11 protein-coding genes are annotated in these 11,768 nt (G+C 66.5%); 3 read left to right on the top strand and 8 right to left on the bottom strand.

Annotated elements, in window-relative coordinates:
- Nucleotides 1-131 precede the first annotated feature (131 nt).
- Complete coding sequence (locus FV560_RS03070; protein ID WP_159619108.1) at nt 132-2,069, bottom strand: DUF7507 domain-containing protein; 1,938 nt, start codon at nt 2,067-2,069, stop codon at nt 132-134.
- Nucleotides 2,070-2,323: 254 nt separating this feature from the next.
- Nucleotides 2,324-3,493 (bottom strand): Fic family protein, encoded by a 1,170-nt coding sequence (locus FV560_RS03065; protein ID WP_159619106.1) that lies wholly within the window; start codon nt 3,491-3,493, stop codon nt 2,324-2,326.
- 129 nt (nt 3,494-3,622) lie between these two features.
- Here FV560_RS03065 and FV560_RS03060 point away from each other — a divergent pair, with 129 nt between their 5' ends.
- The gene (locus tag FV560_RS03060; RefSeq protein ID WP_200837502.1) at nt 3,623-4,954 is read left to right on the top strand and encodes a class I SAM-dependent methyltransferase; all 1,332 of its coding nucleotides are present in this window, start codon (nt 3,623-3,625) and stop codon (nt 4,952-4,954) included.
- 56 nt (nt 4,955-5,010) lie between these two features.
- Here the strand turns inward: FV560_RS03060 and FV560_RS03055 are convergent, their stop codons facing one another.
- The 4 genes from FV560_RS03055 to FV560_RS03040 are packed head-to-tail and all read right to left on the bottom strand — an operon-like array spanning nt 5,011 to nt 8,465.
- Nucleotides 5,011-6,210, bottom strand: coding sequence for a hypothetical protein (locus FV560_RS03055; protein WP_159619104.1), 1,200 nt, complete (start codon nt 6,208-6,210; stop codon nt 5,011-5,013).
- Complete coding sequence (locus tag FV560_RS03050) at nt 6,207-6,875, bottom strand: ATP-binding cassette domain-containing protein (protein WP_159619102.1); 669 nt, start codon at nt 6,873-6,875, stop codon at nt 6,207-6,209. The genes FV560_RS03055 and FV560_RS03050 overlap by 4 nt, the downstream gene beginning before the upstream one ends.
- Nucleotides 6,868-7,917 carry a peptidoglycan-binding domain-containing protein gene (locus tag FV560_RS03045; RefSeq protein ID WP_159619100.1) on the bottom strand — a complete coding sequence of 350 codons (1,050 nt, stop codon included), beginning with the start codon at nt 7,915-7,917 and terminating at the stop codon, nt 6,868-6,870. Before FV560_RS03045 ends, FV560_RS03050 begins: the two co-directional genes overlap by 8 nt.
- Entirely contained in the window at nt 7,917-8,465 is a 549-nt protein-coding gene (locus FV560_RS03040) for a hypothetical protein (protein ID WP_159619098.1), read from the bottom strand. The genes FV560_RS03045 and FV560_RS03040 overlap by 1 nt, the downstream gene beginning before the upstream one ends.
- 252 nt (nt 8,466-8,717) lie before the next feature.
- Here FV560_RS03040 and FV560_RS03035 point away from each other — a divergent pair, with 252 nt between their 5' ends.
- Both FV560_RS03035 and FV560_RS03030 read left to right on the top strand, forming a co-directional pair.
- Complete coding sequence (locus FV560_RS03035; RefSeq protein ID WP_159619097.1) at nt 8,718-9,380, top strand: response regulator transcription factor; 663 nt, start codon at nt 8,718-8,720, stop codon at nt 9,378-9,380.
- Complete coding sequence (locus tag FV560_RS03030; RefSeq protein ID WP_159619095.1) at nt 9,377-10,543, top strand: sensor histidine kinase; 1,167 nt, start codon at nt 9,377-9,379, stop codon at nt 10,541-10,543. Before FV560_RS03035 ends, FV560_RS03030 begins: the two co-directional genes overlap by 4 nt.
- On the opposite strand, the gene FV560_RS03025 is transcribed toward FV560_RS03030, so the two are convergent.
- Nucleotides 10,544-10,699, bottom strand: coding sequence for a hypothetical protein (locus tag FV560_RS03025; RefSeq protein WP_159619093.1), 156 nt, complete (start codon nt 10,697-10,699; stop codon nt 10,544-10,546).
- 30 nt (nt 10,700-10,729) lie between these two features.
- Nucleotides 10,730-11,704 (bottom strand): class 1b ribonucleoside-diphosphate reductase subunit beta, encoded by a 975-nt coding sequence (gene nrdF / locus FV560_RS03020; RefSeq protein WP_159619091.1) that lies wholly within the window; start codon nt 11,702-11,704, stop codon nt 10,730-10,732.
- Between the last annotated feature and the right edge of the window lie 64 nt (nt 11,705-11,768).

The following is an 11,768-nucleotide window of genomic DNA, read 5'->3' as shown; positions in this document are numbered from 1 at the left end:
GTGATGCCCTGGGTGGCGTCTGCCGGCTTTGCGAGTTCCGAAACTGCCGGACGTGGAGCTCCGAAACCGTCGGTTGCGAGGTAGAGGCCGAACGCCGGCGGGGGCCAGGAGGTGCGATGTCACCCAGTTAGTCACCCAGCGTGGGAGGGCGCACGCAAAACGGGTGAGGGGCGGGAGAAGACCACGAGCGCGGTGCCCAGCAGCGCCAAAGCAGCAGCTAGGCCGGCCGCGCTGGCCGGGTCGGCGGTCCCCGTCTCAGGAAGAGTGGGCGTGGGCGAGCCTGACGGCGGGGGCTCGCTCGGCAAAGGCTCGCTCGGCGTGGGTACGTTCGGGGGCGGTGCCGTCGAGCAGGTTTCGGTGCCCGGCGGGTAGGCGACGGTGACCGGCTCCGTACTCGGATTGACCGTCACCGTAATCTCCACGTCCCCACGCGCCCACGCATCGGGAGAGTCCGGATTCTCGGACCATGTGCCGTCGGCATCCTGGTCCCAGCCAGGCCAGTCGCTTCCGGCCCCGTCGGCGCCGACCGCGGCACCCGGCCAGAGCACCTCACCCGTGCCGATTCCGACCGTGACCGACTCGGAGCCGCCGTCGCCGGTGAAGGTGAGGGTCGCCGTCGTTCCGGGAGCGTTGGTCTGGATGTCGTACCCGAGGTACGGGGCGTCCGACTCACAGAACGGCGTGAGAGCAGCGCTGGTCACGTACTGCTGCACTGCCGCATCGTTCGTGTCGGTCACTGGGTCACCGCTCACCGGGTATCCGGTGACGGTTGCGGTGTTCAGCAGATCACCGGTGATCGTGGAGTCGTAGGCGTAGACGACCCCCTCGCCCGGTTCGAGCGGCGCGGTGTCGTCACCGGAGACAAGCGTCATGTCGTCGCCGGTGATGCCGAGGTCTGGATCGTCCAGCTCCACCGGGTCCAGCGGCACCTCACCGGTGTTGGTGACCGTGAAGCAGTACGTCACCGGAGCGCCGGCCTCACCCGAAACCAGCTCGTCGGCGCCCTCCACGCCGGGGCAGGTGGCATCAGCGCCGTCGAGGACCGTCGTCTCCAGCGCAATCTCCGGCACCGGAGGCGCCGGAGGCGCCGGCAGGATCAGCAGTCCGGCGCCGCTCCAGGCCCCTGCCTCGGGCTCGCCGGTGAACCCGCCGTTGTCGCGCGGGGACTCGAATTGGAACGCCACCCAGGTCGAACCGGCCGGAATCACCATCTCGAACTCGACGAGCGACTGCGCCAGGCCGACGTTCCCACCCGAGAACGACACGACGGGTGTGGCGATCTCTGCGTCTGGGCAGGGCTGATTCGGCGGAGCGAACGGATACTTGATGCCCTCGACACTGCCGGGCACGGTCGGCGCTCCGTTGTCGTCGACGAGGTCATCGGTGGTCGCCGGCGCCGCACCGGCGCCCGTGGCCGTCCAGATCGATGAGGCTCGGCAGTCGGCGGTCTCGTGGTCCGACCCGGTCTTCGAGATGGCGAAGGATGCCGTGTAGTCCTCGGCCAGCGGGTAACCCCAGTCGTAGACGAGGAGGTCCGTCGTCGGCGAGGACGTGCTGTTGCCGCCGAAGTAGTAGTCGATACCGCTCTGCCAGATCGCCGTGGCCTCATCCTCACACGGCGAACTGTCGTAGACCGCGGTCACCGTGGCGCCACCCCAGCGGTTCTCGCCGTCGTCGATGCCATCGACGGGTGGGGTCACGTCGACGGTGTACGTACCGGCGTCGCCGGAACCGAAGAGGTCGGTGATGTCAGCGACGTAGCCGTAGGCGGTGGGCTCCGGGCTACCGGACAGGCCGGTCTCGTCCGTCGACTCGGTGCCGAGGTAGGTACCGGCGAGCGCACCTTGCGGGCCATCGACCTCGACGCCGATCGTGGGGTCGGGCGGCGCGGACTGCCAGATCCCGGCCCATTCGATGATGACCTGGAGGACCGGCCCGTCGACGTCGAGACTGAGGGTCTGCGTTTCGGTGGTGTTCTCCATCGCGACGGCGCCGACGTCGTAGGCGGGACACCCATCGGGTGGCGGCGTCAGGTCGGAGACGTCGGCGTTCGCGGGGACGGGCGGCATGAGCAGTAGTGCCAGCGCCGCGGCGCCGACGATCAGGGCATGACGGGCCCTCCGGGATGCGTTCGAGCCAGGGACACCTGGAGTCGAAGGCAAAACAAGCCCCCTCAGAAGTCGGATTGACCATGTGAGCCTAGCGGGCCCGGTCGATCCTGTCTGTAACTGCCCACGATCGCTCGTCGTCGCCCGATCGAGCAGTCCGTGACCGGTGTGCCGATCGGCACGCGGCCCTGACGCCCATCGAAAAACGCCCCTCGTCAACGCAACCGGAGCCTGTCCACCATCAGGTCGGCTTCGTCCAGGACCTCACCGGCTCCCCAGGTCATGTCCCTCCTGGATTGAGTGATCGGTCGCAGCACGTCGGCCTCGGTGAGTCGCTCGATGGTTGCGTATGCGCGAGCCCGGGAGGCTCCGGTCAGGTGCATCACGTCCCGCACATCCACGATGGGGTTGCTCGGCAGCAACGGCAGCAGCGCAGCCACCGCCGACCCTGCCCGGGGGTGCGCCCGCTGATGCCACCGCTCGGGCAGGGCGATGAGCCGCTGCGCCGATACGCCCGCCTCGGCAGTTGCTCGTGAAGTCGCTTCAGCCAGGTAGCGGACGAACGGTTCGACCTCACCCCTGCGATAGGCGTTGATCAGTGCGAAGTAGTAGTCGCGATCAGCCACGATGGCTGACGCAACGGGCACGGCGATGCGGGTCGTGACACCGCGGTAGCGCCACAGTCCGTTGATGAGGGAGCGGCCGATGCGACCGTTCCCGTCCGTGAAGGGGTGAATGGACTCGAACTGTGCGTGCGCGACCGCTGCGTGCAGGATCGGGTCGATGTCGGTGCGGCGCATGAATGCGATCAGATCGTCCATGAGCTCGGGCACTCGGCCAGGTTCGGGCGGCACGTGCACCGCCCCCACCGGTGAGCGGTTCGAGCCTCCGATCCAGTTCTGCACCCTCCGGAGCGTGCCGGCGTCCCACTTCTCCTCGGGGTCGCCTGCCATCAGCGGCCGGTGCGCCTCGAGGATGTCAGGTAGGTCGATCCCATCGGAGGCGCGACTGACCATCAGAGTGAGGCCATCGATCGCTCCCTTGACGGTACGGGCGGTCCTGGGTGCGGCGATGCCGTGCTGCGCCCGCGCCAGCTGGTCAACCGTCGTGAGCTCTTCCTCGATCTGGGACGAGGCGATCGCTTCCGTGCGCTGCAAGAACGGTTCGAGCGTGGTGATCTGATCAGCGAAGGTGCGTTCCAGGACCGCGATGTCGATCTGCGCTGCCCGGCTCTCCTGCTCGACGACGCCCGAGCACCGCAAGGGAAGGTCCGCGATCATCGGCGGGATCGACGCGGTGTACTCCCGCGCCTCTGAACGAGCGCCGGTGCGGGAGACCCATGGGAGCACCTCGTGCCCGTGCGCGGGGAAAGAAAGCTCGTTCATGGTGCGCGCCTGCCTGTAAGCGAGAACAACCAGTGACCTATTCTCGCTTATGCTACCCAACCGATGAGACCAGGCGGAGCATTCTCGCCGCCAGCGGACGCGCGGTCGAGGTGCCCTAGTGTGGGCGGCATGGCGTCGACGGTCCGCGAAGCGTTCGACGCGTTCGCCCCACGGATGCGGCGGCGGCCGGATGTCGAGGCGCACGATCTGGTGGCCGCCGACGCAAGCGATCGGCTGATTCTGGAATCGGCTGGCCTCGATCGTCCTGAGTCCGCTCGCGAGATGCGCCCGTCGCGCGCATTCGGGCATCCGAAGCAGCACATTCCGGAAGCACCCACGGCAACGTCACACGTCGGGAGCGTGGTCGTGGTGGGGGATCGGTATGGGGCGCTGGCGCTGCCACTGGCTGCCGCAGGCTTCCGAGTACTGGTACATCAGGACGCTCTCTCCGGAGAGCGAGCGGCGCGCTTGAACGCGGTCGCCGTCGGGCTGGCGCAGGCGTCGGACGTCGACAGCATCGTGGTGCCAGGAGTGACCTGGCACCCGCTGGACGGCGATCTGTTCGCAGGCGCGACGCTCGTGCTGATGCAGCTACCGCGGTCGCTCGGAGCGCTCGACGAGATCGCGGGCCTGATTGCGAATCACGCCGACCCGGCGGTTCACGTCGTTGCGGGCGGGCGAGTGAAGCACATGACACCCGCGATGAACGGTGCGCTGGCCAGGTACTTCGCCACGGTCACAGCCGACAGGGGCGTCGGCAAGTCGAGGGTGCTGCGCGCATCGGACCCTCGAGCCCGCGTAGAACCGTCCGCCGAACGCCCGGGCCCGAGCGGACGCCGCGCTCGCCCCGGCGCACTGACCTGGCCCCGTACAGAACACGACGAGGCGACAGGGCTGACGATCTGCGCACACGGCGCCGCGTTCGCAGGCGCGGGCGTCGACATCGGCACACGTCTGCTGCTCAGCGTGCTCGACCAGGCGCCGGACGCGTCGCGGGTGATTGACCTGGGGTGCGGCACGGGTGTCCTCGCGGTGTCCTACGCACGGGCGCACCCCGATGCGCGGGTGATCGCCACCGACCAGTCCGTCGCGGCCGTCGCGTCGGCAACCGCGACGGCTATGGCCAACGGAGTCGCCGCTGGGAGCGGATCGGCTCCGCATTCACCTCTCAGCGGGCCGCCCGGCGTCACCGCGGTCCGGGACGACGCACTCGGCGCCCAGTCCGATGCGTCGGCCGATCTGATTCTGCTCAATCCGCCGTTCCACTCCGGCGCTGCGGTCACCGCTCGGATCGCGCCACGCCTGTTCGCCGACGCGGCCCGCGTACTGCGACCCGGTGGCGAACTGTGGTGCGTGTGGAACTCGCACCTGCGCTACCGGCCGCAGCTGGAGGCGAGCGTCGGCACCACCCGACAGATCGTGCGGGATCCGAAGTTCACCGTCACGGCTTCCGTGCGGTAGCAGACGGAGCACAGCACCGGGCTCTTACTGGATGAGTAGTCCCAGTTCTTGCTCTCTCAGAACGCCCAGTCCTCGTCCTCCTGTTTTATGTCGATAAGTCTTCGCAAGACCGAGCGTCGGCACGCCACTGAACCTGCCCTGGCGTCTACGGTCGCACGTGTGGCCCCCTGGGCTTCTGCGGAAAAGCAGCTCTCATCGCTCCTTGAAGTATCGGAACAGATCGGCTTCCTTGACGAGGAGGGTTCCGATGAGTGCTCCGAGCAGGGAGCCACTGACGGCGGTAAGCAGTGATGGAAAGGCCAGGGGATGGCCCACCCCATGTCTTCCGGAATCAGCGTCATGACCCCGATAGTCGTGATTGCCCCAGTGAGCGCTGTCCCAAGAATGGCCCACGCGAGGGTCTCGAGGAGGGCGGTCGTGGTCATCGCAGTGCGGGTCTGCCCGGCGTGGAGAGATGCGGCGTGTTCGAGTCTGCGGCGTCGTGTCCATGCGAGACCGAGGAGCGCGCCCGCCATCGCCGCGGCGAGTGGGGACCAGCGGGTGAGGCGTTCAGCGAACTGGGCGGGGCCGTCGAAGTGTGCTCCGACGCTCTTGTTGAGCTGGGAGATGGCGACGTCGGTTCCGTCGGATTGTGCGGAGAGTGTCGAGTGGAGGAGGGCGTCCGTGTCGTCCAGCTGCGGCCAGGTTTTCATCCAGCATTCGTTGAAGGCGCCTGTGTCTTCTGGGACGGGGACGATGAAGGCGTATCCCAGTCTGCTGTCGCGGCCGTCGTCGGGGTAGTCGAAGATGCCTGTGATCTGCAGGGTTTCGCCTTCGGAGGTCAGGGTCGTGCCGGTGGTGGCCCCGAGTGTCTGCGCGAACTCGTGCGAGACCCACACGCCGGTCCCATTGCTCGGAATACCGAGGATGCGTGCGAATCCCGTGCTGACTTCATAGGTCTGGAAGCTTGAGCCGGGCAGGCTATCGATGGTGATGTCCGCGGTCTGTCGTAGCGAGCCGGAGGCGTTGACGGCACTGTAGGTGGCGAGGGATTCGCAGGCGGTCGTGTTGACGCCATTCTCAGCGAGGATGTATTGGGTCGCGCCCCCTGCGTCGATGTAGGAGCGGGCGTTGTTGTGGATGGTGTGAACGGTGGTGATGTCGGCGGACGCCGCGAGGCCGGCCGAGAGCGCGATCAGCGCGGCGAACAGTGGCACGCGGGCGGTGCCGGTGATGACGTTGCGCCATGCTTCGGAGAGGATGCTGGTGACTCTCATGCTGCGGCCCCGGTGTCGCCGGTGGTGTAGTCGTCGAGGTCGATGACCCGGGTGCAGGCGTCGCGGGTGCCGGGGTCGTGGGTGGCGATGAGCACGATCGCGCCATTCTGGGCGACGGCGCCCAGAGTGGCGTTCACGGTCGTGGAGGTGCGTAGGTCCAGCTGCGCGGTGGGTTCGTCGACGAGGAGGAGATCGGGACCTGTGGCGACGGCGCGGGCGAGCATGAGGCGTTGTGCTTCTCCGCCGGAGATGTCGCGGAAGTCGCGATCTGCGATCTCTGCCAGGTGGAACGATTCGAGGATGGGCATCGCCATCTCTGTAGCCGTGGCTCGGTCCTGTCCAGCGGCAAGGAGGGGGAAGACAACGTGGTCGATCGCGGTGCGGTGAGCGACGCCGTGCGGGTTCTGGAAGACCCAGTTGATGGTCTCGATGCGGGTCGTGGTGATGCTGCCGCCCCTTGGTGTCTCCCAGCCGGCGAAGATCGACAGGAGCGTGGACTTGCCGCTTCCGGATGGGCCACAGATGCCGATGACGTCGCTGGAGGCGGCCTCGAAGCTGAGTCCGGTGAACAGCAGCGGTGCGTCACGGAAGCCGTGGCTGAGTCGGTCCGCGCGGATCTGCGCGACAGGGTGTTTGCGAGTGGGGTTCTCGGGTGCCCTAGTCATCGCAGCGGGTTTCGGTGAGAGCGGTGCCGATGGTGACGGTCTCCGGCGCCCGGGCATCGGTGTCGGGGAAGGAGATCACGGCGGAGCCGAGTGCGGAGCCGAGAAGGTCGACGAGGTGTGTGGTTTCGTCGGCCTGGACGCACTGCTGGTCTCCGTCGTCGACGATCGCGCCAACGGGGACGGTGTAGGCGTCGATCTGCTCGGCGAGGGCAAGGTTGCCGGTCACGGTGGTGCCGGGCTCGGCGCGCATCGCGGCGATCAGCTCGGTGTCTGCGGCGATCTGCGCGAGCGTCTCGGGATCGTCGACGACTCCGGTCTCCGATACCGGTCCGGTCACGCCGTTGACCGTCAGGGTACGGGCACCGGGGGTGAGTGCGTCGGGCACGGTCTCGATCTCCAGTCGTTCGAGTGCACCTTCGGCGTTGGCGAGCGCGGCCCCTGGACTCACGTCCTGCCCGACGCGGGCCTCGCAGGCCAGCCCGGTGACGTCCGGGGCCGGCAGCCAGACGAACTCGGCGCGCTGCGTGATGTTCTCGCCGTTGGTGCCACCGACGGCGACTCTCAGCTGCTGAACTGCGTGGGAGGTGTTCCACCCGTAGTAGCCGTCCACGAGATCCCCCGACAGATAGCCCAGCCGCGCGAGCTCGGACTGCAGCGCGTCGACATCGGTGCCCTCGTCACCCCAAGCGAGATCGCGGTACAGAGGTACCGCGGTGTGCAGCGCGATCACCGGTCGGTCGTCGACGCGCGCGATGAGCGTTCCGGACGCGATCGACCCGCCGCCCTCGCACGACGAGGCAGTCAGGGTGCCGGCCTGCTGGAGGACGAGGGGTTCGATCTCCGACGTGACCAGCCGTACTTGCACCCGGTGGGTGTCGTCGAACGGCTGGCTGACCACCGGCGCGGATGTCTCTGCTGCCGCGGGGGTGAGTAGCTCAGGAGACTCAGCCGGGCGAAGCGCGTAGCCGACGATCCCTGCCGTCCCGGCGAGGGTGAGCGCACACATCCCGACCAGGGTGATCTTGCTGCCACGTCGGGACATCACTCCTCGATCCCGATGGCGTATCCGCCAGCCGAGAAGCACTCTTGCGCTGCTGGGTCGTTCGGGCTGTAGGAGGCGTTCTTGAACAGTTCCTCGAGATCGGTGCGGAAGTCCGAGGTCGTGTAGGAAGCGTCAACCAGCTGGCTGCGCTTCAGGCAGGTGACGACGACCTCGTCGTTGTTGGCGAGAAGATCCGGATTGCCCTGCTGGGTACCGTAAAGAGCCTCGATCGGCGCGAGCTCGTCGGAGCATTCGCTGCCGGTCTCCATGTATGCGTCGATCTCTTCCGGGGTCTCCAGATCGGGCGGCGTGAGCTGGATGATCCCTGACGCCAGGCGAGTGTGCTCCTCTTCGTACCCGGCGTTGACCATGCAGTCGGTGTACATCCGGTGAGCCTCGTCGTACTGCGCCTGGGTGATGCTGCCGGTCTCGACCGCTTCGGTCAGCACCTCGATGACGAACGGGTTCTCTTCCTGCTCCAGGTACTGCTCCAGCAGCTCTTCGTAGCTGCCGGCCAGCCGTTCCCCCTCCGGGGACGGCTCTCCCACGCTGTCGGAATGGGATGTGCATCCTGCTAGGGCCGCAACGCCCATCACGATCGCGGCGATCCCCGCCGCGATACGGCTCGCAGTCGTTGTCCTTGTCAGCATCGGTGGCCTCCCAGTTGTCACGGCTGAACTGTCACCACAAGGTCTATCGATGAGCGGTCTGGTGCTGGTGAGGCGCCTGCTAACCCGGCTTTAACCGGCCGCTGGGAGACTGAGGGCACCGAACGACCTCCAGGAAGGAGGAGTGCACTCATGAGGATTCTTCTCGTCGAAGACGACGTCGATTTGTCGGCCGCTGTGCGCTCAGCCCTCGCTCGTGACGGCCTCGTCGTCACCGCTGCTCTCGATGGTGTCGAGGCAGTGGATCGGATCTCGGAGTTCGACTTCGATGTGGTGATCCTGGATCGCGACCTGCCCCGGATGAGTGGCGACAGCGTGTGCCGCGAGATCCGCACCAGCGGACAGTCCGTGCCGGTGCTGATGCTCACCGCACTCCAGACCGTCCCGGACCGTGTCGCCGGCCTGGAGCTGGGGGCGGACGATTACCTCACCAAGCCCTTCGCCTACGCCGAACTTCTCGCTCGTGTGCGGGCGCTCGGCCGCCGAGTCAACACCTCCGTGGCCCAGCAGATCCGACACGGAGACGTTGCGATCGACCTGGAACGTCAGACCGTGACTTTCCGTGGGGAACGCGTGCGCCTGTCACCGAAGGAGTACGGCATCCTCGAAGCCCTCGTTCGTGCGGACGGACGCCCCCTCAGCGTCGACCGGCTTCTCGACATCGGCTGGGACGCCCCGCATGAGATCTCCCGCAGCGTCGTCAAGGTCACCGTCCACGCGCTCCGCCAGAAGCTCACCCCCGAGCTGGTCGTCCACGACGCCGGGTTCGGCTACCGACTGGAGAGCACGTCATGACCATTCAGCACCGTTCATTGGCGACACGCATCGCGGTGTCGTCCGCAGCCATCCTCACCGCAATCTCGGGTCTCGTGCTGGTCGCCGAGTGGATCGTCCTCACCTCGGTCGCCACCTCGAGTGTCACCGTCGACCAACCCGATGCTGAGGCTGCTCCTGAGGTCGTCGAAGCGGTCTACCAGCTCACCAGCGGCACGATCATCACCACCATGCTCGTCACCGCTGTCGCCCTGCTGGCGATCATCGCCACCGGCACCATCGTGTCCTACCGCGCTGCGCGGATATCACTACGGCGCGTCGCCGACATCAGCGCGCACACCCGCCGCATCACCGCCAGCACGCTCGATGAACGCCTCGATCTCGACGGGCCGCACGATGAGATTAAAGACCTCGCCGACACCATCGACGACACCCTCGGTCAACTCGACGACGCGTTCTCCCAGCAGGAACGCTTCGCCGCCAACGCCTCCCATGAGTTGCGAACACCTCTGGCCGTGCTACGCACCTCTCTCGAATCGCTTTCCGCCAGAGACGACCTCCACGAGGACGACGACCTCCAGCGATCAGTGCGCAGCACCCGGAGGGTGCAGGCGATCCTGGATTCCCTCCTCGTCCTCGCACAGACGAAACTGCTGCCGCCCGAGCGACGCTTCCCCGTCGACCTCTCCACCACCGTCGGCGTCGCATTCGAAGACCACGCCCACGCCTTCGTTGAACGTGACATCCACACGGTCGTCGACATCGATGGCGACGTGAACACGTCCGGTGACCAGACCCTACTGCTCCAGGCCGTGCACAACCTCCTACACAATGCCGCCCGTTACACTCCGCCCGGCGGAAACGCGCACGTGATCGTCACCAATGATGAGCATTCGGCGCTGGTAACCGTCACAAACGACGGAGACGTGTTCACGTCTGCCGAGGCCTCACGGCTGACCGAGCCCTTCAACCGCGGCACCGACAGCCGCCTCAACCGCTCCCCCGGGCACGGCCTGGGTCTGTCCATCGTCAACAGCATCGTGCGCCAGCACGGCGGAACCTTCACCATCACAGCCAACGCCAACGGCGGCATCACCGCCGCTATCCGGCTCCCCGCAACCGAGTCCGGGGCCAGGGGAGAATCCCCAACCCCGACCTCACCTCAGGCGAGCACGCGAACGTGATCACCTACCCGGTGCCACCCAGGTCTCGGTCCAGGCGCTGGAATGGATGTCGTAGGTCCGCTTGTCGAGCCCGAATGTGACGGTCGTTCCCTCCTCGGGTTCGAGGACTGGGCCGTCGAGATTGTCCACGAGTGGTTCGATGGTCTTCCTACTCATGGGGGAGTCCAAGCCTCTATCCACCGCGGTTCAGAAGTCCCAGTCCTCGTCCTCGGTGTTGACGGCCTTACCGATCACGTACGACGAACCGGACCCGGAGAAGAAGTCGTGGTTCTCGTCGGCGTTCGGGGAGAGCGAAGACAGGATCGCAGGGTTCACCGCGGTGGCCTCCTTGGGGAACATCCCCTCGTAGCCCAGGTTCATCAGCGCCTTGTTCGCGTTGTAGCGCAGGAACGCCTTGACGTCCTCGGTCAGGCCGAGCGGGTCGTAGAGCGCCTCGGTGTAGTCCTCTTCGTTGTCGTAGAGCTCGAAGAGCAACTCGAAGGTGTAATCCTTCATCTCCTGCCGCCGCTCCGGCGTCTCCTGCTCCAGACCCTTCTGGTACTTGTACCCGATGTAGTAGCCGTGCACGGCCTCATCGCGGATGATCAACCGGATCAAGTCCGCGGTGTTGGTCAGCTTCGCCCGGGAGGACCAGTACATCGGCGCGTAGAAGCCTGAGTAGAACAGGAACGACTCCAGCATCGTGGAGGCGACCTTGCGCTTGAGCGGGTCGTCACCGCGGTAGTAGTTCAGGACGATCTCGGCCTTGCGCTGCAGGTTCTCGTTCTCCTCGCTCCATCGGAACGCCTCGTCGATCTCCTGGGTGGAGATCAGCGTGGAGAAGATCGACGAATAACTCTTCGCGTGCACCGACTCCATGAACGCGATGTTCGTGTAGACGGCCTCCTCGTGCGGGGTGAGCGCATCCGGGATCAGCGAGACTGCACCCACCGTGCCCTGGATCGTGTCCAGCATCGTCAGGCCGGTGAACACCCGGGTGGTCATCAGCTGCTCGGCCTCGGTGAGGGTGTGCCAGGACTGGATGTCGTTCGAGAGCGGCACCTTCTCCGGCAACCAGAAGTTGTTCACGAGGCGGTTCCACACCTCGACGTCCTTCTCGTCCTGGATGCGGTTCCAGTTGATCGCCGACACTCTGCTCACGAGCTTGAGCTTCTCTGACACGGGTGGTGCTCCTTGGTTCACGCGAAGAGTAGGTCCTGCAAGAGGTGACGGCCTCACGCGAGGT

The organism is Ruania rhizosphaerae (assembly GCF_009805705.1).
GTDB lineage: Bacteria > Actinomycetota > Actinomycetes > Actinomycetales > Beutenbergiaceae > Ruania > Ruania rhizosphaerae.
This window is presented reverse-complemented; position numbering and strand designations above follow the sequence as displayed.